Source organism: Saccharothrix coeruleofusca, from assembly GCF_017876325.1.
GTDB lineage: Bacteria > Actinomycetota > Actinomycetes > Mycobacteriales > Pseudonocardiaceae > Actinosynnema > Actinosynnema coeruleofuscum.
In genome coordinates, this window is sequence record NZ_JAGINV010000001.1 from 5,370,889 (window position 1) to 5,391,753 (window position 20,865).

Here is a 20,865-nt window from a genome sequence, read left to right on the forward strand (position 1 = left end):
TGGGAGGATGCGCCATGCGCGTGCTGATGTTGTCGTGGGAGTACCCGCCGGTGGTCGTGGGCGGTCTGGGCAGGCACGTGCACGCCCTGGCGGCGCACCTGGCGCGGCAGGGGCACGAGGTGGTGGTGCTGTGCCGCCAGCCCGCGGGCACCGACGCCATCACCCACCCGACGACCGACGAGGTGTCCGGGGGCGTGCGGCTGATCCGCGTCGCCGAGGACCCCGCGCACCTGGTGTTCGAGCGCGACCTGGTGGCGTGGACGCTGGGCATGGGCCACGCGATGATCCGCGCGGGCCACGCGCTGCTGCGCGACTGGCGGCCGGACGTGGTGCACGCCCACGACTGGCTGGTGACGCACGCGGCGGTGGCGCTGGCCGAGGCGAGCGGCGCGCCGCTGGTGGCCACCGTGCACGCCACCGAGGCCGGGCGGCACAGCGGGTGGCTGTCGCACGTGCTCAACCAGCAGGTTCACTCGGTGGAGTGGTGGCTGGCCAACCGCGCCGACGCCCTGATCACCTGCTCGGCCGCGATGCGGACCGAGGTGGCGCACCTGTTCGACGTGGACCCGGCGGCGATCACCGTGCTGCACAACGGGATCGAGCCAGGGCGCTGGCGGGTGCGGCCCGCCGACGTGGCCGCCGCGCGCGAGCGGCACAGCCCCGACGGCGCCCCGCTGCTGCTGTTCTTCGGGCGGCTGGAGTGGGAGAAGGGCGTGCAGGACCTGATCGCCGCGCTGCCCCGCGTGCGCCGGTGGCACCGGGGCGCGCGGCTGGTCGTGGCGGGCGAGGGCACGCACCGCGACTGGCTGGTGGAGCAGGCGCGCAAGCACAAGGTGCGGCGCGCGGTGGACTTCGTCGGCCACCTGTCCGACCGGGAGCTGGCCGGGGTGCTGGCCGCGGCGGACGCGGTGGTGCTGCCCAGCAAGTACGAGCCGTTCGGCATCGTGGCCCTGGAGGCCGCCGCGGCGGGCGCGCCACTGGTGGCGTCCACCGCGGGCGGGTTGGGCGAGGTCGTGCTGGACGGCCGGACCGGCCTGTCCTTCGCGCCCGGCGACGTGGACGCCCTGGCGCGGGCGGTGCGCTCGGTGCTGGCCGACCGCCCCGCCGCCCAGCGCCGCGCCCGCGCCGCCAAGGCCCGCCTGGCCACCGACTTCGACTGGTCCCGCATCGCCGCAGGCACCGCCGAGGTCTACCGCGCCGCCACCCCCGGCCCGCCCCGCGCGCTGGGCCGCCCCAAGATCGCCACCGGCAACGCCTTCCTCTGACCCGCGAGTCGAACGCCCAGCACCCCCGAGTTCAACGCTGAGGACCCCCGAGTTCAACGCTCGCGGGTTGCGCGCGTCAGGCGAAGCTCCGGACCCAGGCCCGCTGCCACGGCGTCTCCACCGCGCGGTGGTTCAGGTGCTCCCGCGTCCACGCCACGGCCTCGTCCGCGGGCACGCCGGACAGGATCGCCAGGCACGCCACCACCGTCCCGGTCCGCCCCACGCCGCCCCCGCAGGCCACCTCGACCCGCTGCCCGCTCTTGGCCCGCTCGTGCAGGTCCTTGATCAGCGCCACGGCGGCGGCGCGGTCGGTGGGCAGCAGGAAGTCCGGCCAGTGGACCCACTCGTGCGGCCAGGTCAGCCGGTCGTCGAACTTGCGGCGCAGCGTCTTCCCGCCCAGGTAAAGGCCGTAGTCGGGGACGCCGTCGGCGGTCGAGCGCTTCAACCCGCGACCGCGCACGCGGGTGCCGTCGGGCAGTTCTATCGCGCCTGGCAGGGTTTTCACAGGTTGCTCCCGTTCCGTGCTCGTTCCAGGGCTTCACGGGCCTTGCGGGCCATGTCCTCGACGGCGGCGCGGCGCACCGCGTCCGCCTCGTAGTCCTCGCGCCGGTCGCGCACCACGCGCGCGGGAATCCCCACCGCGACCTTGTAGTCCGGGATGTCCCCCCGCGCCACCGCGTGCGCGCCGAGCACGCAGCCCCGGCCGATCCTGGTGCCCCTGGTGACCGTGACCTTGGTGCCCAGCCAGCAGTCCGGGCCGATGCGCACCGGCGACTTCACGATGCCCTGGTCCTTGATCGGCCGGGTGATGTCGGCGGTCACGTGGTCGAAGTCGCAGATGTAGACCCAGTCCGCGACCAGCGTCGCCGCGCCGATCTCGACGTCGAGGTAGCAGTTGACGGTGTTGTCCTTGCCGAACACCGCCTTGTCGCCGATGCGCAGCGAGCCCTCGTGGCAGCGGATGGCGTTGCCGTCGCCGATGTGCACCCACCGGCCGATCTCCAGCCGCCCGTAACCGGGGCGGCAGTGCAGCTCCACCTTGCGGCCCAGGAACACCATGCCGCGCAGCACCACGTGCGGGTTGGCCAACCGGAACTTCAACAGCCGCCAGTAGCGGACGAGGTACCACGGAGTGTACGCACGGTGGCGCAGCACCCAGCGCAGCGACGCGAGGGTGAGGAAGCGGGCCTGCGCCGGGTCGCGGCGGCTGCCGCGCCACCTGGTCCACACGGGAGCACCCCACATGCTGGTCATGCCGGCACCCTAACCAGCGCGCCACCGCCGGACTCGACGAACCCGTGCCGCAGGTACAGCGCCAGTGCGTGCCGGTTGCCTTCGGCCACCCGCAGCACGACCCGCCTCGGCGCGGCCCAGCGCACCACCGAATCCACCAGCGCGTCGCCCACGCCGCGTCCGCGCGCGGACGGCGCGACCCACAGGGAGATCAGCTCCACGTGCTCGTCGTCGGGCATCCCGCTGACCATGCCCACCGGCTCGCCGCCCAGCCGCGCGACCGCGTTGTACGAGCCGGTCAGCCGCTCCCGCCAGCGCCGTTCACCCGCGTCCTGCCAGTCCGCCAGGGACGAGCCGAACGCCTCCGGGGCGTCCCGCAGCGCCGCCAGCCGCAGATCGCGCCACAGCCGCCAATCGGCCACCTCCAGCGCGCGCACCTCGATCACCCGTCCAGGATGGTGCACATGACGACCCCGCTCATCATCGACACCGACCCCGGCGTGGACGACGCGTTCGCGCTCGCGCTGGCGGTGGCCAGCCCGGAGGTCGAGCTGCTCGGCGTGACCACCGTGTTCGGCAACGTCGGCCTGGAACGCACCACGCGGAACGCGCTGCGGCTGCGGGCCCTGCTCGGGCGCGAGGACGTGCCGGTGGCGGCGGGCGCGGACCGGCCGCTGGTGCACCCGCAGCCGCACCTGTCCACCGCGCACGGCTCCGACGGGCTGTCCGGCTTCGCCCACACCCTGCCGGAGCCGACCACCGGCGTCGACGAGCGCGACGCGGTCTCGCTGCTGCGAGAGCTGCTGGAGGCCGCCGACCGGCCGGTCACCGTGGTGCCCATCGGCCCGCTGACCAACATCGCCGCCCTGCTGGCCGCGCACCCCCGGCTGAAGCCGAAGATCGGCAGGCTGGTGATCATGGGCGGCGGGATCGGCGGCGGCAACGTCACCGCCCGCGCGGAGTTCAACCTGTGGAGCGACCCGGAGGCGGCGCGGCGGGTGCTGGTCGAGGAGGACGTGCCCACCACCCTGGTCACCGTGGACCTGACGTGGCGCTGCGCGGTGGACGGCGCGTGGCTGGAGCGGGTGGGGCGCGCGGGCGCGGGCCGGGCGCTGGTGGGCCTGACCCCGGACTACCGGGAGTCCTACCGGCGGTCCCTGGGCTGGGACGGCATGGCGCTGCACGACGCCGTCGCGGTCGCCGAAGCGGTGCGGCCCGGCCTGCTGCGGACCACCCGCTACCCGGTCGAGGTGGACTGCGCGTTCGGCCCCAGCCGCGGCGGCCTGGTCGTGGACCAGCGGCTGACCACCGACCAGGCGAAGAAGGTGGACGTGGCCACGGACGCCGACCTGGACGAGGTCCGCGCGTTCATCCTCGACCGCCTGACCACCCTTTCCTAACCCCTCCCGGCGAGTCGAACGCTCAGGTACCGCGAGTTCGTCGTTGGGGTGTGGTGGGGGTGCGCTCGCCGCGCGGCAGGTCGCCAAGGATGGCGGGTCGCGCCGTCCCCGCTGCCCTGAGGCGTCGGCAAGTACCACCCGACGGGGGCGGAGAGGTCGGTAGCTACTACCCGAGGCACGGAAAGCGCGGGGTCGGAGGGCGCGAAAGTGCGGGTCGGGGTGCGCGAATGTTGAATTCGGGGGTTCTGAGCGTTCGACTCGCGAGGGCGACACGCCCGACACGCCCATAGGTGGATGACACCGAGGGCGGGCATGGCGCGTCCTAGGTGCGCTCGGCGTGGGTGAGCAGGTACACCGGGCGCCTGCCGACGCGGGTCAGGGCCACGGTCGCCTCGGCGGAGCCGGACGGCTTGAGCCTGCGGCGCAGCGCGTTCGGGTCGACGTCCAGGCCGCGCACCAGGATCTCCAGCCTGCCCACGTCGTGCGCGCGCAGCACGGACCGCAGCGCCTTCTCGGTGTAGTGCCCGTGCTCCACCACCCGGAACGCGCGCACGCCCGGCGGGGGCTCGGGGCCGGTCAGGTAGGCGATCCGCTCGTCGAGCTGGGCCAGGCCGAACCGGGCCGCGTAGTGGCGCACCAGACCGGCCCGCACCACCGCGCCGTCCGGGTCCACCAGCCACTCCCCCGGCGGCGTCACCGGGCAGTCGTCGGGCTCGGCGTCGGTGATGGTCCACGCCGGGGCCCCCGAGCGCAGCACCGTGGCGCGGCGGGACACCCCCGGCGTGGCCAGGCCGCCGGTCCACAGGCACGCCTCGCGCACCTGCCCGTCCAGCGACACCAGCTCCACCTCGTCCGCCCACGGCGCGACGGCGAAGTCCACGCCCGGCGCACACTTCACCGCCAGGTCGCGGCCCCGGTAGGCGGCGGCCAGCTCGTCCAGCGGGGGCGCGAAGTCCTCCGGCCGCCACGTGCGGCGGCCCGCCGAGTCGCGGCGGGCCGGGTCGGCCAGCACGGCTGTGCCGCGCGAGACGGGGCGCAGCGCGTCGGCGCGCAGCAGCACCTTGTCCGGGCCGAGGTTGTGCCGGGCCATGGCCAGCCGCACCGGGTCGAGGTCCGAGCCGAGGGAACCCTCGGGCAGCGCGGCCAGGTCCGCGCCGATCGAGCACGTCACGTCGTGCACGACGCGGCCCGCGAACCGGGCCGCCCGGTGCCGCGCCACCTCGGCGGCGGTCGCCTGCTGGAGCGCCTCGTCGGTGAACAACCCGTCCGCGAAATCCACTTTGGACACGGCTTTTCGGCGCAGCAGCAGGGTTTCCAGCACCGCCGCGAAGTGGTCCGGGGCGACCCGGCGGGCGGCGGCCACGTCCGCCAGCCGGGACTCGGGCGTCAGCGGCAGGTCAGCCAGCGCCGACAGCGCGGCGCACCCGGCGTCGGAACGCAGGTACGCCACGTCGTCGAGGCTGAAGCCGTAGCCCACTACAGCGGCTTGCGGCCGGTCACCGACACGTTGTAGAAGACCTCTCTGGGCAGCACCTTGGCCAGCACGTTTTCGTCCAGCCAGGACAGCCGCTGCCAGGTCCGGTAGGCGAACATCGCCCAGCCGAAGCCCAGCTTCTCCCTGGGCACCGCGGCCTCGAAGGTGCGCACCGGCCAGCCGAACAGCGCCGCCGACAGCTCCTCGGTCACCGCGCGCACCTCGACCGCGCCCGCGCCGCGCGCGGTGCGCTCCAGCTCCGACGGGTCGAAGGTGTGCAGGTCCACCACGGCCTCCAGGGCCGCGGCGCGGGAGGACTCGTCCAGCTCGGCCTGCGGACGCCGCCACGAGTTCAGCGCGGGCACCTGCTTGGTCACGTTGGTGGTCAGCCACCAGGTGAGCTGGCCGAGCTTGCGGGCGTAGAAGTTGCCGATGTTGGTCGGGTCGCCCGCGAAGACGAACCGGCCGCCCGGCTTGAGCACCCGCAGCACCTCGCGCATCGCGGCGGGCACGTCCGGGATGTGGTGCAGCACCGCGTGCCCGACGACCAGGTCGAAGGTGTCGTCGTCGTAGGGGATGCGCTCGGCGTCGGCGACCCGGCCGTCCACCGGCAGGCCCAGGTTCTCCGCGTTGCGCAGGGCCACCTCGACCATGCCCGGCGAGAGGTCGGTGACCGAGCCCTTCTCGATGACGCCGCCCTGCATCAGGTTGAGCAGGAAGAACCCGGTGCCGCAGCCGAGTTCCAGGGCGTGCTGGTAGGGGCCGACGCCGCCGGAGACGGCGCGGAAGCGGTCCGTGGCGTAGGTGATGCAGCGCTCGTCGTAGGAGATCGACCACTTCTCGTCGTACGTGCCCGCTTCCCAGTCGTGGTAGAGCACGTTGGCGAGCTTGGGGTCGGCGTAGGCCGCCTGGACCTCCTCGGCGGTGGCGTGCGGATGCGGCTTGGGGTCACTTTCCACTGAACTGCGCCTTCCCCGGACCGTTCTCGATGAACGACTTCATGCCCGCCTTCTGGTCCTCGGTGGCGAACATCGCCGCGAACAGGTGGCTCTCCAGCTTCAGCCCGCTGCCCAGGTCGGTGTCCAGCCCGCCGTCGATGGCGGCCTTGGCGGCGGCGTAGGCGCGCGCCGGGCCGTTGACGAACTGGCCCGCCCAGCGCTTGGCGGCCGCGTACACGTCGTCGGGGGCGACGACCTCGTCCACCATGCCGATGCGCAGCGCCTCCTCGGCGCCGACGAACCGGCCGGTGTAGATCAGGTCCTTGGCCCGGCTCGGGCCGATCAGCCGGGGCAGCCGCTGCGTGCCGCCCATGCCGGGGATGACGCCGAGCAGCACCTCCGGCTGGCCGACCTTGGCGTTGTCGCCCGCGATGCGCCGGTCCGCGCACAGCGCCAGCTCGAACCCGCCGCCCAGGGCGTAGCCGGTGATCGCGGCGACGGTCGGCTTCGGGATCTCCTCGACCGCGCGCAGCGCCGAGCTGAACGCGCCCGCGCGGGCGGCCATCTCGGCGTAGGACAGCTCGGCCATCTCCTTGATGTCCGCGCCCGCGGCGAACACCTTCGGCCCGCCGTAGACGATCACGGCGCGCACGTCGTCGCGCTGGGCCGCCTCCTGGGCGGCGGCCCGGATCTCCTCCTGGACCTGCCGGTTGAGCGCGTTCATCGGCGGGCGGTCCAGCCGGATGGTGCCGATGCCGTCCTCGACTTCCAGCCCCACGAACTCGGCCACGGGTCCTCCTCGACCTCTCGGGCGGTGCGCCCCGCAGGTTACTACTGGGTAGGGGCGGCGCCGTCCTTGCGGCGGGCGAAGTAGCGCTCACCCGACCGGGTCAGCTCCAGCGGCTGGTTGAACGTCTTGGACAGGTTGTCCTCGGTGAGCACGTCGTCGAGCAGGCCCTGCGCGACCACACCGCCCTCGCGCAGCAGCAGCGCGTGGGTGAAGCCCGGCGGGATCTCCTCCACGTGGTGGGTGACCAGCACCATCGCGGGCGCGTCCGGGTCCAGCGCCAGCTGCGACAGCCGCGCCACCAGGTCCTCCCGGCCGCCCAGGTCCAGCCCGGCCGCGGGCTCGTCGAGCAGCAGCAGCTCCGGGTCGGTCATCAGCGCCCTGGCGATCAGGGTGCGCTTGCGCTCGCCCTCGGACAGCGTGCCGTAGGCGCGGTCGGCCAGGTGCTCGACGCCCAGCGCGCCCAGCAGCTCCCTGGCCCGGCCGGTGTCGAGCTTGTCGTACTCCTCGCGCCAGCGGCCCAGCACCGCGTACCCGGCGCTGACCACCACGTCCACGACCTTCTCGTCGGCCGGGATGCGGCCCGCCAGCGCCGCCGAGGACAGCCCGATGCGCGGGCGCAGCTCGAACACGTCGGTGCGGCCGATGCGCTCGCCCAGCAGCGACACCCTGCCCTTGGTCGGGTGCAGCTCGGCGCCCGCCAGGCGCAGCAGGGTCGTCTTGCCCGCGCCGTTGGGGCCCAGCACCACCCAGCGCTCGTCCAGCTCCACGTCCCAGTCGACGTCCCCGACCAGGGTGGTCCGGCCACGTCGAACGGACACACCCTGCATGTGGATGACCAGATCCTCGTTTTCCACGCCTGCCCTGCCTCGCCCCGTCGACGCCACGACGAGGGCCATTGTTTCCGACCCGCCCGGAGACCGGGGACGGCGGGGCAGGTGTCGGGGAACACGTCCGCCGCGCGGGCCGCGCGGCGCTGTGCGCGTCGGTCACCCCTGCCAGGATCAAGGGCATGGCTCACGACTCCACGGTGCTGGCAGGTCGACCGTTCCCGCTGGGCGCGCACCCGGAAGCCGGTGGCGTGCGCTTCGCCGTGTCCGCGCCCCCGGCCGAGGCGGTCGAGGTGTGCCTGATCGGCGAGGACGGCTCCGAGGAGCGGGTGGAGCTGCCCGAGCGCACGTTCGGCGTGTGGCACGGCCTGGTCCCCGGCGTGACCCCCGGTCAGCGCTACGGCTACCGCGTGCACGGCCCCTACGACCCCTCGCGCGGCCTGCGCTGCAACCCGGCCAAGCTGCTGGTCGACCCGTACGCGCGGCGGGTGGAGGGCAAGGTCACCGACCTGGACGCGGCGCTGGGCTACCTGGACGACCCGATGCTGGGCCCGCCCTCGCCGGTGGACACCCTGGGCAAGGTGCCGCTGTCGGTGGTGACCTCGCCGGGCGGGCCGGACACCGGCGCGAAGCCGGAGGTGCCGTTCGAGGAGGCGGTGATCTACGAGCTGCACGTGCGCGGGTTCACCAAGCGGCACCCCGGCGTGCCCGAGCACCTGCGCGGCACCTACCTGGGGCTGGCGCACCCGGCGGCGGTGGAGCACCTGGTGCGGCTGGGCGTGACCACGGTGGAGCTGCTGCCGGTGCACGCCTTCATCGACGAACCCGCCCTGGTCCGCGGCGGCAGGCACAACTACTGGGGCTACTCGACGCTGAGCTACTTCGCCCCGCACCCGGACTACGCCGCCGAGCCGGGCAAGGAGGTCGAGGAGTTCCGCACCATGGTGGCCGCGCTGCACGCGGCGGGCATCGAGGTGGTGCTGGACGTGGTCTACAACCACACCTGCGAGGGCGGCCCGGACGGCCCCACGCTGTGCTACCGGGGCTTCGACGCGCCGGGCTACTACCTGCACATCGCGGGCGGCGGCACGCTGGACATCACCGGCTGCGGCAACACCACCGAGGCGGGCTCGCCGCAGGTGGTGCGGCTGGTGACCGACTCGCTGCGGTACTGGACCACCGAGATGGGCGTGGACGGGTTCCGGTTCGACCTGGCCTCCACCATGGGCAGGCCCGGCGGCGGCTGGTTCGACCGCTCCTCGGCGCTGCTGACCGCGATCACCTCCGACCCGGTGCTGTCCCGGTGCAAGCTGATCGCCGAGCCGTGGGACGCCACCGGCGACGGCTACCGGGTGGGCGACTTCGGCGTGCAGTGGGCGGAGTGGAACGGCCGCTACCGCGACACCGTGCGGGACTTCTGGCGCGGCTTCACCGGCGTGCGCGACCTGGCCTACCGGCTGTCCGGGTCCTCCGACCTGTACGCGGGCGACCTGCGCAGGCCGTGGCAGTCGATCAACTTCGTCACCGCGCACGACGGGTTCACGCTGCGGGACCTGGTGTCCTACAACGACAAGCACAACGAGGCCAACGGCGAGGACAACCGCGACGGCACCAACGACAACCGCTCGTGGAACTGCGGCGCGGAGGGCGAGACCGACGACCCGGCGGTGCTGTCGCTGCGGGCGCGGCAGGCGCGCAACCTGCTGGCCACGCTGCTGCTGTCCACCGGCACCCCGATGCTGACCGCGGGTGACGAGATGTGGCGCACCCAGGGCGGCAACAACAACGCCTACTGCCTGGACGACGAGACGTCGTGGGTGGACTGGAAGCTGTCCGACGAGGCCGAGTCGATGCTGGCGTTCGCCCGGCGGGTGATCTCGCTGCGGGCGACCAGCCCGGCGCTGCGGCAGCCGGAGTTCTTCGAGGGGCGCTCCACCCCGGACGGCGCGCCGGACCTGGTGTGGTTCCGGGCCGACGGCGAGGAGATGGCCGAGACCGACTGGTTCGACGAGGGCAGGCGGTTCCTGGGCATGTGGGTCGACGGGTCGACCAGCCTGTCGCGCACCCGCGAGGGCGAGCTGGTCTCGGACGACTCGTGGCTGCTGCTGCTGCACGCCGGGGCGGACCCGGTGCCGGTGGTGCTGCCGGGGCCGGAGTACGGCCACCGGTACGAGCCGGTGATCGACTCCACCACGGCCGACGGCGCGCCCGCCACACCGGGGGCGTTCACGCCCGGCTCCACCCTGACCCTGCCCGCCCACTGCCTGCTCCTGCTGCGCATCCCCGGCTGAGACCGTCCGGGATGGATCGGGGTCGGAGGCAATCCTGGCTGGTGGGAGGAAGTGCGGGCGGCCGGTGGCCGTGCCACGATCCGAGGGGTGAACCGCCCGTTGCTGACCTGGTGCGACCGGACGATCGACCTCCTGCTGGTGGCGTCGTGCGGGTGTAGCCGGACGCGACGCGGCCGTTGAAAGCGCACCGAAGCGCACCGCCCTCCCAGTGCCGTGTCGCGTCTTGATCGCTACCCCGAACCCGAGTAGCCATCCGGAGCGACCTCACCATGACCTCCACCCTCATCCGCGCCGACCTGCACCCCGCGCTGGACGGCGCGCCGCTGCGCGGCCTGGTCCACCCCGAGCGCGACCTGTGGACGCCCCGCCAGCTGCGCGAGCTGACCTCCACCGTGGCCCGCGAGCTGGCCGCCCCGCTGCACGAGATCCTGCGCTACGACCCCGACCGGCGCTGGTGGGCCCGCCTCGGCCTGACCGAGGGCGTCGAGCTGTGGCTGCTGTCCTGGCTGCCCGACCAGGGCACCGAGCCGCACGACCACGGCGGCTCGTCCGGCTCGTTCGCCGTGCTCACCGGCGCCCTCGACGAGGACTACCGCTACCCCGGCGGCCCGATCCGCAGCGCCCGGCGGCGGACCGGCGCGGCCATCGGGTTCGGCGCGGGCCACGCCCACCGGGTGCGCAACACCGGCCGGGTCGGCGCGGCCAGCGTGCACGCCTACTCGCCCCCGCTGGTCCCCACCCGCGAGTACCCGAGCTTGGCCGACATCCCGGCCGAGATCCCACCCCTGCCCGCGCTGCGGCTCCCGCTGGAGCGGCTGCGCGAGCTGGCCGACCAGGAGGGGCCGTGACGGTTCTGGACGAGGTGCTGGCGCGGGCCCGCGCCGGACTGCGGCGGGTGGCGCCGCGCGAGGTGCCCCAGCTGCGCGACGCGCTGCTGGTGGACATCCGGCCGCACCACAACCGGGTGGCCGAGGGCGAGATCCCCGGCTCCATCCCGGTGGAGCGGATCGTGCTGGAGTGGCGGCTGGACCCGCACGGCGAGCACCGGCTGCCCGGTTTCACCGCCGACACCACGGTGGTGGTGCTGTGCAACGAGGGCTACGCCTCCAGCCTGGCCGCCCGCGACCTGCAGCGCATCGGCCTGCGCAACGCCACGGACCTGGACGGCGGGTTCCGCGCGTACGCCGCCGAGGGCCTGCCGATCCGCGCGGGCGGCACCACGCCGGTGACCTGAGCCGGTAGCGTCTCCAGCTCCGTGTGGAAGGTGCTGACGGCGGCGGTCCTGGTGGCGCTGCTGGTGTGGGAGCCGCGTTCGTTCCCGGTCGGGCTCGGCGGGGCCGCGTGCGGCCTGCTGGCCGCGCTGACGGCGTTGCAGGTGGGCCAGGTGCTCGGCGCGCTGCTGTTCCGCGTGCGGGTGTCGCTGCTGGTGATCGGCGTCGGCGGCGAGCTGCGCACGTGGAACGGCCCGCGCAGGCGGGTGGTGCTGCGGTCGGTGCCGCTGCTGATGACCGTGGGCCTGACGTCGGTGCGCGCGCCGGTGCGGCCCAGGCTGTGGCTGACCGCGCTGGTGTCGGTGCTGCTGACCGCGCTGCTGGTGGCGGCGAGCTGGCTGCCGGGCGGCCCGTTCTGGCGCGGGTTCGCCGTGGCCGGGACCGCGGTGCTGGTCAACGCGCTGGTGCCGCGCCGGGGCGCGGGCACCACCTCCCCCGGCTGGTTCCTGTTCGCGCTGCCCCGGCTGACCGGGCGACCGGTGGCCGAGCTGGAGGCCACGCCAATGGTCAACGAGGTCTCCGACGCGCTGAACGCGGGCGAGCTGGACACCGCCGAGCGGGTCGCCGAGCAGCTGCTGCGCGAGCACCCGGACCTGCTGGTGGCGATCGGCTCGCGGATCGGCGTGCTGACCCTGCGCGGCCGGTACGCCGAGGCGCTGCGGGCGGTCAGCGCGCTGGCCGGGCGCACCGACCTGGACCAGCGGGACATGGCGTTCGTGATGGCGGAGATGGCCAGCTCGGCGGCCAACGCGGTGGAGGCGGGCCAGGTGCCCGCCGAGGTCGGCCTGCCCGCCGCCCAGCGGGCCGCCGAGGGCGCGCTGCAGCTGGGCTACCCGACGCACCGCTTCGCCGGGACGCTGGCGCAGCTGGCCCTGCTCGGCGGCGACCCGGCCCGCGCCGAGGAGCTGGCCAGGCAGGCCGCGTCGGCCAGCGAGAGCGGGCTGAGCCGGGCCGACGCGCTGGCCACCGTCGCGCGGGCGCAGATGGCCTCGGGCGACAACGCCGCCGCCCGGCGGACCCTGGTCGAGGCGGTGGAGCTGGCCGGGTGGTCGCCGCGCGTGGCCGAGACCAACGCCCGCCTCACCATCGACTGACCCCACCCCGAACCGAGCGTTCGAGCACCGCGAACCGAGCGTTCGGGCCTTCGGGTGGTACTTACCGGCCCGCGACGGCGTGCCGGGTGGTACTTGCCGACGCACCCAGCCGGGCCGGTAGTGGTTACCGGCCCGGCGGAGGGTGTCGGGTAGTACTTGCAGACGGGGTTAGTTGGCCAGGACCACTCGGCCGAGTTCGGCGCGGGAGGCGAGCAGGTCGTGCCGGGGCAGCACGCGCACGGTGTAGCCGACCGAGCCCGCGTGCGGCAGCGGCACCTCGACCTCGTAGTTGCCGTTGCCGACGTAGCGCATGGTCTCCGCCACCGCGTCGTGCAGCTCGTCGGAGTCGCCGACCCTGCCCAGCACGGCCTGCACGTCCACCTCGGACGGCTCCAGCCCGGCCAGCTCGACCCGCGCCCGCACCCGCACCGGCGCGCCCAGCAGCGGCGTGGCCGAGCCCTCCGGCTCCAGCTCGGAGTCCAGCACCCGCACCCGCGTCCAGGACGCGCGCAGCCGCTGCCGGTACGCGGCCACCTCCTTGGCGCCCCGGTAGCCGTCGCCGACCACCGAGGCCGCCGAGGCGGCGGCGGGCGCGTACAGGTCCTGCACGTACTCCCGCACCATCCGGGTGGCCTGCACGGCCGGGCCCAGGGTGGTCAGGGTGTGCCGGACCATGGCCAGCCAGCGGGTCGGCACGCCGTCCTCGCCCCGGTCGTAGAACAGCGGCGCGACCTGGCTGCCCAGCAGGTCGTACAGCGCCGCGGCCTCCAGGTCGTCGCGCCGGTTCGGGTCGCCGACGCCGTCCGCGGTCGGGATCGCCCAGCCGTTGCCGCCGTCGTACAGCTCGTCCCACCAGCCGTCCCGGATGGACAGGTTGAGGCCCCCGTTGAGCGCGGACTTCATGCCCGAGGTGCCGCACGCCTCCAGCGGGCGCATCGGGTTGTTCAGCCACACGTCGCAGCCCCAGTACAGGTAGCGGGCCATCGACATGTCGTAGTCGGGCAGGAACACGATGCGGTGCCGCACGCCCGCGTCGTCGGCGAACCGCACGATCTGCTGGATCAGCGCCTTGCCGCCGTCGTCGGCCGGGTGCGACTTGCCCGCCACCACCAGCTGCACCGGCCGCTCCGGGTGCAGCAGCAGGGCGCGCAGCCGCTCCGGGTCGCGCAGCATCAGGGTGAGCCGCTTGTAGGTGGGCACCCGGCGGGCGAAGCCGACGGTGAGCACGTCCGGGTCGAACACCGAGTCGGTCCAGCCCAGCTCCAGGGCGGAGGCGCCGCGCTGCAGCCACGAGGCGCGGGTGCGCCTGCGGACCTCGTGCACCAGCTTGGCGCGCAGCCCGTTGCGCAGCTCCCACAGCCGCTGGTCGCTGACCTCGTCGCCGCGGCCCTCCCCGAACAGCTCACCCATCTCGGTGGCCGCCCAGGTGGGGCCGTGCACACCGTTGGTGACCGACCGGATCGGCACCTCGGCGGCGTCGAAGCCCGGCCACAGGCCGCGGAACATGTCCCGGCTGACCGCGCCGTGCAGCTTGGACACGCCGTTGGCGCGCTGGGCCAGCCGCAGGCCCATGTGGGCCATGTTGAACAGGCCGGGGTTCTCCTCCGCGCCCAGCGCCAGCAGCCGCTGCGTGTTCACCCCCGGCACCAGGGTCTCCGCGCCGAAGTAGTGCTGCACCAGGTCCACCGGGAACCGGTCGATGCCCGCGGGCACCGGGGTGTGGGTGGTGAACACGGTGCCCGCGCGCACCGCCGCGAGCGCCTGGTCGAAGTCCAGGCCCTCGCCGGTGATCAGCTCGCGGATGCGCTCCAGGCCCAGGAAGCCCGCGTGTCCCTCGTTGGTGTGGAACACCTCGGGGGAGGGGTGGCCGGTCAGGTCGCAGAACGTGCGCACCGCGCGCACGCCGCCGATGCCCGCCAGGATCTCCTGGCGGATGCGGTGGTCCTGGTCGCCGCCGTAGAGCCGGTCGGTGACCCCGCGCAGGTCCTCGTCGTTGCCCTCGACGTCGGAGTCGAGCAGCAGCAGCGGGACGCGCCCCACCTGGGCCTTCCACACCTTGGCCCGCAGCACCCGGTCGCCGGGCATGGCCACGTGCACCAGCACCGGGGCGCCGGAGGACTCGGTGAGCAGCTCCAGCGGCAGGCCCTGCGGGTCCAGCACCGGGTAGTGCTCGATCTGCCAGCCGTCCAGCGACAGCGCTTGGCGGAAGTAGCCGGAGTGGTAGAGCAGGCCGACCGCGATCAGCGGCACGCCCAGGTCGGAGGCGGCCTTGAGGTGGTCGCCCGCCAGCACGCCGAGGCCGCCGGAGTAGTTGGGCAGCGCCTCGGTGACGCCGAACTCCATCGAGAAGTAGGCGACCGCGCCGGGCAGCGGGGCCGCGTCCGGCTCGCCGTGCTCGCGGCGCTGCCGCAGCTCGTCCTGGCGCTGCTGGTACCAGCGCGGCTCGGTGGTGTAGCGGTGCAGGTCCTCGGCCAGCCCGCGGACCCGCCCGAGGAACTCCTCGTCGCGGGCCAGCTCCTCCAGCCGTCCCCGGTCGACCACGGACAGCAGCCGCAGCGGGTCGCCGCTGTCGGCCCACGCCGCGGCGTCCACCGACGCGAACAGGTCCTGCGTCGGCTGGTGCCAGGTCCAGCGCAGGTTCGTGGCGAGCGCGCCCAGTGCGGACAGCGGCTCGGGCAGGCTGGCTCGGACAGTGAACCGGCGAAGTGCTCGCATGGCGTCGGACCTTATCCCCCATCCAGCGGTGCGAAGCAACAGTCACCCGAACCGATGCAGGGACCGATCCAGTCCGACCTGCGGAAACACCGTGATCACCCGACCGGCGCGACAACTGTGAAGCACCGCCGGGGCCCGCCGCCGACGCTGCTCCACCCGCGTGACGCGGTCGCCCGCGCGCGGGAGTTCGCGGTCCGATCGAGGAACCTTCATGATCAGCGGGTGTGAGATTCATCCGGACGGGGTAGGAAGAGCAGTGATAACAGTCCCCGGTGGCGCACGCCTTGATCGAAGAGGGCAAGATTTGACCAGCAAGCGTCACACCAGGTGGAAGGGGCGCTGCCGATGAGCGGCCGACTCGGCATCGACGATGTCTCCCCCGCGGTCAGCTGCGGCCGCTACCCGGCCAAAGCCGTGGTGGGCGAGCACATCCCGGTCCGCGCGACGGTGTGGCGCGAGGGCCACGACGCCGTGGCCGCCACGGTCACCTGGCGCGGTCCCGGCGACCGCGTCGCCAGGCAGACCAGGATGACCCCGGACGGGGCCGGCCTGGACCGCTGGGCCGCGTTGATCGTGCCCGACGCGGAGGGCGAGTGGACCTTCCGGGTGGACGCCTGGAGCGACCCGTGGGCCACCTGGCTGCACGCCGTCGAGGTCAAGATCGCCGCCGGGCAGGGCCCCGGCGAGCTGGCCAACGACCTGGAGACCGGCGCGCGGCTGCTCGACCGCGTCTCCCGCAGGCCCGACCGGCGCAAGGACAAGCCGCTGCTGGCCAACGCCGCCGCCGCGCTGCGCGACGAGGACCGGCCGCTGGCCGAGCGGGTCGCCCCCGCGCTGGCCGCCGACGTGCGCCGGGTCATGCACGAGCACCCGGTCCGCGAGCTGGTCACCAAGGGCAGGCCGCAGCGGGTCTGGGTGGACCGCAAGCGCGCCGCCTTCGGCTCCTGGTACGAGTTCTTCCCCCGCTCGACCGGGGGCGTGGACGAGTCGGGCGTGCCGGTGCACGGCACCTTCGCCACCGCCACCAAGGAGCTGGACCGGATCGCCGCGATGGGCTTCGACGTGGCCTACCTGCCGCCGATCCACCCCATCGGCCGGGTCAACCGCAAGGGCCCCAACAACACGCTGACCGCCACCGAGGACGACACCGGCTCGCCGTGGGCGATCGGCGCCGACGAGGGCGGCCACGACGCGATCCACCCGCAGCTGGGCACCATCGACGACTTCGACGCCTTCGTGGCCCGCGCCCGCGAGCTGGACCTGGAGATCGCGCTGGACCTGGCCCTGCAGTGCGCGCCGGACCACCCGTGGGTGCTCAAGCACCCGGAGTGGTTCACCACCCGGCCCGACGGCACCATCGCCTACGCCGAGAACCCGCCCAAGAAGTACCAGGACATCTACCCGGTCAACTTCGACAACGACCCCCAGGGCATCTACAACGAGGTGCTGCGGGTGGTCCTGCACTGGGTCGAGCACGGGGTGCGGATCTTCCGGGTCGACAACCCGCACACCAAGCCGCCGGACTTCTGGGCCTGGCTGATCTGGACGGTGAAGGACGCTCACCCGGACGTGCTGTTCCTGTCCGAGGCGTTCACCCGCCCGGCCCGGCTGTACGGCCTGGCCAAGCTGGGCTTCACCCAGTCCTACACGTACTTCACCTGGCGCACCACCAAGGAGGAGCTGACCGAGTTCGGCGAGGAGCTGGTCCGGCACTGGGACGAGGCCCGGCCCAACCTCTTCGTCAACACCCCGGACATCCTGCACGAGTCGCTGCAGCACGGCGGCCCCGGCATGTTCGCGCTGCGCGCCGCGCTGGCCGCGACCATGTCCCCCACCTGGGGGGTGTACTCCGGCTACGAGCTGTTCGAGCACGAGGCCGTGAAACCGGGCAGCGAGGAGTACCTGAACTCGGAGAAGTACCAGCTGCGCCCGCGCGACTACGCGCGCGCGGTGGCCGAGGGCAGATCCCTGGAGCCCTGGCTGCGCAAGCTCAACGCCATCCGCCGGGCGCACCCCGCGCTGCAGCAGATGCGCACCCTGAAGTTCCACCACGTCGACAACCCCGCGCTGATCGCCTACTCCAAACAGGACCCGGAAACCGGGGACACGGTCGTCGCGGTGGTGAACCTGGACCCGCACAACGCCCAGGACGGCACCCTCTGGCTCGACCTGCCCTCCCTCGGCCACGACTGGCACGAGCGCTTCATCGCGCACGACGAGGTCACCGGCGAGACGTGGGACTGGGGCCAGGCCAACTACGTCCGGCTGGAACCCTGGCGCGCGGCGGCGCACGTCGTGGGGTTGCAGCGCAGGTTCAGCAGCTAGTCCCATTCCGGATCTGACCGGTCCCCGCGTCCACCAGGTGCGCGGGGGCCGGTCGAACGTACCCCCGACGAGGTGGGGCGAAGGTGGAGCACATGCAGGAAGAACCCCGACCCGACGCGGCGCTCGGCCTCACCGGCGTGCCGCACACGGGTGAGGCCGTCGGCGCCGACGGCCTGCTGGTCGAACCCCAAGCGGAGGACTTCCGCTCCGCGAGCCTCGTCCCGCGCGACCCCGCCTGGTTCAAGGGGGCGGTGTTCTACGAGGTCCTCGTGCGGGCCTTCAGCGACTCCAACGGCGACGGCACCGGCGACCTCAGGGGCCTGGCCTCCCGGCTGGACTACCTGGAGTGGCTGGGCGTGGACTGCCTGTGGCTGCCCCCGTTCTACGCCTCGCCGCTGCGCGACGGCGGCTACGACATCTCCGACTTCCGGGCCGTGCTGCCGGAGTTCGGCACCGTGGAGGACTTCGTCTACCTGCTCGACGAGGCGCACCGCCGGGGCATCCGGGTGATCACCGACCTGGTGCTCAACCACACCTCCGACGCCCACCCCTGGTTCCAGCAGTCCCGCGCCGAGCCCGACGGCCCGTACGGCAACTTCTACGTCTGGAGCGACGACGACTCCCGCTACTCCGACGCGCGGATCATCTTCGTCGACACCGAGACCTCCAACTGGACCTACGACCCGGTGCGCGGCCAGTTCTACTGGCACCGCTTCTTCTCCCACCAGCCGGACCTGAACTACGAGAACCCCGACGTCCAGGAGGCCATGCTGGACGTGCTGCGGTTCTGGCTGGACCTGGGCATCGACGGGTTCCGGCTGGACGCGGTGCCCTACCTGTTCGAGCAGGAGGGCACCAACTGCGAGAACCTGCCGCGCACCCACGACTTCCTCAAGCGCTGCCGCAAGGTCGTCGACGACGAGTACCCCGGCCGGGTGCTGCTGGCCGAGGCCAACCAGTGGCCCTCCGACGTGGTGGAGTACTTCGGCAACCCCGAGGTCGGCGGCGACGAGTGCCACATGGCCTTCCACTTCCCGCTGATGCCGCGCATCTTCATGGCGGTGCGCCGGGAGTCGCGCTTCCCGATCTCGGAGATCCTGGCGCAGACCCCGCGCATCCCCGACGGCTGCCAGTGGGGCATCTTCCTGCGCAACCACGACGAGCTCACGTTGGAGATGGTCACCGACGAGGAGCGCGACTACATGTACGCGGAGTACGCCAAGGACCCGCGGATGAAGGCCAACATCGGCATCCGCAGGCGGCTGGCCCCGCTGCTGGAGAACGACCGCAACCAGCAGGAGCTGTTCACCGCGATGCTGCTGTCGCTGCCCGGCTCGCCGGTGCTGTACTACGGCGACGAGATCGGCATGGGCGACAACATCTGGCTGGGCGACCGGGACGCGGTGCGCACGCCGATGCAGTGGACCCCCGACCGCAACGCCGGGTTCTCCGGCTGCGATCCCGGCCGCATCTACCTGCCGGTGATCATGGACCCGGTCTACGGCTACCAGGCGCTCAACGTCGAGGCGCAGCTGAACAACCAGTCCTCGCTGCTGAACTGGACCCGCCGGATGATCGAGGTGCGCAAGCAGCACCACGCCTTCGCCGAGGGCGACTTCGACGACCTGGGCGGTTCCAACCCGAGCGTGCTGGCCTACCGGCGGCGCTGGCGCAGGCCCGACGGGCAGGAGGACGTCGTGCTGTGCGTCAACAACCTGTCGCGCTTCCCCCAGCCGGTGGAGCTGGACCTGGCCGAGCACCGCGGCGCGCGACCGGTCGAGCTGACCGGCGGGGTGCGCTTCCCCACCATCGGCGAGCTGCCGTACCTGCTGACCCTGCCGGGGCACGGCTTCTACTGGTTCCAGCTCGTGGACTCCGGCGACGACGGCGAGGGCAGGTGAACGACGTGACCGACGCTCACGACCTGGTGAAGAAGGTGCTGGCGGAGCTGCCCGCCTGGCTGCCCGCCCAGCGGTGGTTCGGCGGCAAGGACCGTCCCGTCACGGGGGTGCGGGAGCTGACCTCCACCGTGCTCAACGCCGAGGACCCGGTGCTGGTGCACCTGGTGGTGGAGGTGGAGCAGCAGGACCGCCGCGCCCCCTACCAGCTGCTGGCCACCGACCAGGTGGAGCACTGCGACGCGACCGCGGACCTGGAGCTCAACGGGCGCCTGCTGGACCTGGTGGCCCGCGACGCGCGGATCGGCGACCTGCGCTTCGAGCGCGAGCCGGGCGTGGAGATCCCCACCGGTCTGCGGGGCAGGCCGGTCACCTCCGAGCAGAGCAACACCTCGCTGGTCTACGGCAGCCAGTACATCCTCAAGCTGTTCCGCAAGCTCACCCCCGGCCCCAACCCGGACCTGGTGCTGCAGCGCGCGTTGCAGGAGGTCGGCTGCGAGCACATCGCCCGCCCGCTGGGGTCGATCACCGGGGTGCTCGACGGCCGGGAGACCACCGTCGCGATGCTCCAGCAGTTCGTGCCCGACGCGGTCGACGGCTGGGCCATGGCCACCACCAGCGTGCGCGACCTGATGGCCGAGGGCGACCTGCACGCCTACGAGGTGGGCGGCGACTTCGCGGGCGAGGCCAGGCGGCTCGGGCAGGCCGTGGCGACGGTGCACGCCAACCTGGCCGACGCGCTGGGCAGCCAGCGCGCGGACGCCGACGACATCGAGCGCTCGGTGCGCGCGATGGGCGAGCGGCTGGACCGCGTGGTGGCCTCGGTGCCCGAGCTGGAGCCGTACGTGCCCGCCCTGCGCGAGGCGTTCGAGCAGGCCCGCGACACCCCCGGTGGGGTGGTCATCCAGCACATCCACGGCGACCTGCACCTGGGCCAGGTGCTGCGCACCGTGCACGGCTGGCTGCTGATCGACTTCGAGGGCGAGCCCGGAGCGCCGATCTCCGAGCGCACCGCGCTGCGCTCGCCGCTGCGCGACGTGGCCGGGATGCTGCGATCCTTCGACTACGCGGCGCACCAGCTGCTGGTCGGGCAGCCGGAGGACCACCAGCTGGCGGTGCGCGCGCTGGAGTGGTCGCGGCGCAACCGCGCGGCGTTCACCGAGGGCTACGCCGAGGCCGCGGCGGAGTCGGTGGGCGACCCGCGGCAGCGCGGCTACCTGCTGCGGGCGTTCGAGCTGGACAAGGCGGTCTACGAGGTGGCCTACGAGTACGCGAACCGGCCGGAGTGGTTGACGGTCCCGCTGTCGTCGATCGCCCGGATCACAGGAGAGGGAGCGTGAGCGG

Annotated in this window: 17 protein-coding genes; 9 read left to right on the forward strand and 8 right to left on the reverse strand. The window is 73.3% G+C overall.

The features are described 5' to 3' along the window. The first annotated feature begins 14 nt into the window (after positions 1-14). A complete protein-coding gene (locus JOF41_RS24195) occupies positions 15-1,265 on the forward strand; it encodes a glycosyltransferase family 4 protein (protein ID WP_209622160.1) in 1,251 nt (416 codons plus the stop codon). A gap of 76 nt (positions 1,266-1,341) precedes the next feature. Here JOF41_RS24195 and JOF41_RS24200 read toward each other — a convergent pair whose 3' ends face one another. Genes JOF41_RS24200 through JOF41_RS24210 form a run of 3 tightly spaced genes read right to left on the reverse strand, consistent with a single transcriptional unit; the run spans position 1,342 to position 2,944 of the window. Then, complete coding sequence (locus JOF41_RS24200) at positions 1,342-1,770, reverse strand: protein-tyrosine phosphatase family protein (protein ID WP_189222741.1); 429 nt, start codon at positions 1,768-1,770, stop codon at positions 1,342-1,344. After that, entirely contained in the window at positions 1,767-2,519 is a 753-nt protein-coding gene (locus tag JOF41_RS24205; RefSeq protein WP_189222740.1) for an acyltransferase, read from the reverse strand. Before JOF41_RS24205 ends, JOF41_RS24200 begins: the two co-directional genes overlap by 4 nt. Continuing rightward, positions 2,516-2,944, reverse strand: a complete 429-nt coding sequence (locus JOF41_RS24210; protein ID WP_209622163.1) for a GNAT family N-acetyltransferase — start codon at positions 2,942-2,944, stop codon at positions 2,516-2,518. The genes JOF41_RS24205 and JOF41_RS24210 overlap by 4 nt, the downstream gene beginning before the upstream one ends. Before the next feature lie 18 nt (positions 2,945-2,962). Between JOF41_RS24210 and JOF41_RS24215 the strand changes: the two genes are divergently transcribed. Then, positions 2,963-3,898 (forward strand): nucleoside hydrolase, encoded by a 936-nt coding sequence (locus JOF41_RS24215; protein WP_209622166.1) that lies wholly within the window; start codon positions 2,963-2,965, stop codon positions 3,896-3,898. A 322-nt stretch (positions 3,899-4,220) separates the two neighbouring features. Here JOF41_RS24215 and JOF41_RS24220 read toward each other — a convergent pair whose 3' ends face one another. The 4 genes from JOF41_RS24220 to JOF41_RS24235 are packed head-to-tail and all read right to left on the reverse strand — an operon-like array spanning position 4,221 to position 7,927. Beyond that, positions 4,221-5,375, reverse strand: coding sequence for a THUMP-like domain-containing protein (locus JOF41_RS24220; protein ID WP_209622169.1), 1,155 nt, complete (start codon positions 5,373-5,375; stop codon positions 4,221-4,223). Next, on the reverse strand, positions 5,375-6,331 hold the full coding sequence (locus JOF41_RS24225) for a class I SAM-dependent methyltransferase (RefSeq protein ID WP_209622172.1): 957 nt from the start codon (positions 6,329-6,331) through the stop codon (positions 5,375-5,377). The genes JOF41_RS24220 and JOF41_RS24225 overlap by 1 nt, the downstream gene beginning before the upstream one ends. Next, a complete protein-coding gene (locus JOF41_RS24230) occupies positions 6,321-7,100 on the reverse strand; it encodes an enoyl-CoA hydratase/isomerase family protein (protein WP_189222735.1) in 780 nt (259 codons plus the stop codon). Before JOF41_RS24230 ends, JOF41_RS24225 begins: the two co-directional genes overlap by 11 nt. 41 nt (positions 7,101-7,141) lie before the next feature. Continuing rightward, positions 7,142-7,927, reverse strand: coding sequence for an ABC transporter ATP-binding protein (locus JOF41_RS24235; RefSeq protein WP_229795481.1), 786 nt, complete (start codon positions 7,925-7,927; stop codon positions 7,142-7,144). Between the two features lie 182 nt (positions 7,928-8,109). Here JOF41_RS24235 and glgX point away from each other — a divergent pair, with 182 nt between their 5' ends. From glgX to JOF41_RS24255, 4 genes are all read left to right on the forward strand, one after another. Further along, positions 8,110-10,218 carry a glycogen debranching protein GlgX gene (gene glgX, locus JOF41_RS24240; protein ID WP_189222733.1) on the forward strand — a complete coding sequence of 703 codons (2,109 nt, stop codon included), beginning with the start codon at positions 8,110-8,112 and terminating at the stop codon, positions 10,216-10,218. A gap of 269 nt (positions 10,219-10,487) precedes the next feature. Further along, positions 10,488-11,066, forward strand: a complete 579-nt coding sequence (locus tag JOF41_RS24245) for a cysteine dioxygenase (protein ID WP_189222732.1) — start codon at positions 10,488-10,490, stop codon at positions 11,064-11,066. Then, the gene (locus tag JOF41_RS24250; protein WP_209622175.1) at positions 11,063-11,452 is read left to right on the forward strand and encodes a rhodanese-like domain-containing protein; all 390 of its coding nucleotides are present in this window, start codon (positions 11,063-11,065) and stop codon (positions 11,450-11,452) included. Before JOF41_RS24245 ends, JOF41_RS24250 begins: the two co-directional genes overlap by 4 nt. 21 nt (positions 11,453-11,473) lie before the next feature. Next, complete coding sequence (locus JOF41_RS24255) at positions 11,474-12,583, forward strand: tetratricopeptide repeat protein (protein ID WP_209622178.1); 1,110 nt, start codon at positions 11,474-11,476, stop codon at positions 12,581-12,583. Positions 12,584-12,751: 168 nt separating this feature from the next. Here JOF41_RS24255 and glgP read toward each other — a convergent pair whose 3' ends face one another. Beyond that, positions 12,752-15,298, reverse strand: coding sequence for an alpha-glucan family phosphorylase (glgP, locus tag JOF41_RS24260; protein WP_189222729.1), 2,547 nt, complete (start codon positions 15,296-15,298; stop codon positions 12,752-12,754). Between the two features lie 345 nt (positions 15,299-15,643). Here glgP and JOF41_RS24265 point away from each other — a divergent pair, with 345 nt between their 5' ends. The 3 genes from JOF41_RS24265 (at position 15,644) to JOF41_RS24275 (ending at position 20,861) form a co-directional block, all read left to right on the forward strand. Next, complete coding sequence (locus JOF41_RS24265; RefSeq protein WP_209622182.1) at positions 15,644-17,623, forward strand: alpha-1,4-glucan--maltose-1-phosphate maltosyltransferase; 1,980 nt, start codon at positions 15,644-15,646, stop codon at positions 17,621-17,623. A 92-nt stretch (positions 17,624-17,715) separates the two neighbouring features. Continuing rightward, on the forward strand, positions 17,716-19,524 hold the full coding sequence (gene treS / locus JOF41_RS24270; RefSeq protein WP_189222727.1) for a maltose alpha-D-glucosyltransferase: 1,809 nt from the start codon (positions 17,716-17,718) through the stop codon (positions 19,522-19,524). A 5-nt stretch (positions 19,525-19,529) separates the two neighbouring features. Then, the gene (locus JOF41_RS24275; RefSeq protein ID WP_189222726.1) at positions 19,530-20,861 is read left to right on the forward strand and encodes a maltokinase N-terminal cap-like domain-containing protein; all 1,332 of its coding nucleotides are present in this window, start codon (positions 19,530-19,532) and stop codon (positions 20,859-20,861) included. Positions 20,862-20,865: the final 4 nt, after the last annotated feature.

What these genes read in the sequence shown, in the direction of transcription:
- JOF41_RS24215 (WP_209622166.1), top strand. Translation starts at nt 2,963, where the DNA reads ATGACGACCCCGCTCATCATCGACACCGACCCCGGCGTGGACGACGCG.
- JOF41_RS24205 (WP_189222740.1), bottom strand. Translation starts at nt 2,519, where the DNA reads ATGACCAGCATGTGGGGTGCTCCCGTGTGGACCAGGTGGCGCGGCAGC.
- JOF41_RS24195 (WP_209622160.1), top strand. Translation starts at nt 15, where the DNA reads ATGCGCGTGCTGATGTTGTCGTGGGAGTACCCGCCGGTGGTCGTGGGC.
- glgP (WP_189222729.1), bottom strand. Translation starts at nt 15,298, where the DNA reads ATGCGAGCACTTCGCCGGTTCACTGTCCGAGCCAGCCTGCCCGAGCCG.
- JOF41_RS24235 (WP_229795481.1), bottom strand. Translation starts at nt 7,927, where the DNA reads ATGCAGGGTGTGTCCGTTCGACGTGGCCGGACCACCCTGGTCGGGGAC.
- treS (WP_189222727.1), top strand. Translation starts at nt 17,716, where the DNA reads ATGCAGGAAGAACCCCGACCCGACGCGGCGCTCGGCCTCACCGGCGTG.
- JOF41_RS24245 (WP_189222732.1), top strand. Translation starts at nt 10,488, where the DNA reads ATGACCTCCACCCTCATCCGCGCCGACCTGCACCCCGCGCTGGACGGC.
- JOF41_RS24265 (WP_209622182.1), top strand. Translation starts at nt 15,644, where the DNA reads ATGAGCGGCCGACTCGGCATCGACGATGTCTCCCCCGCGGTCAGCTGC.
- glgX (WP_189222733.1), top strand. Translation starts at nt 8,110, where the DNA reads ATGGCTCACGACTCCACGGTGCTGGCAGGTCGACCGTTCCCGCTGGGC.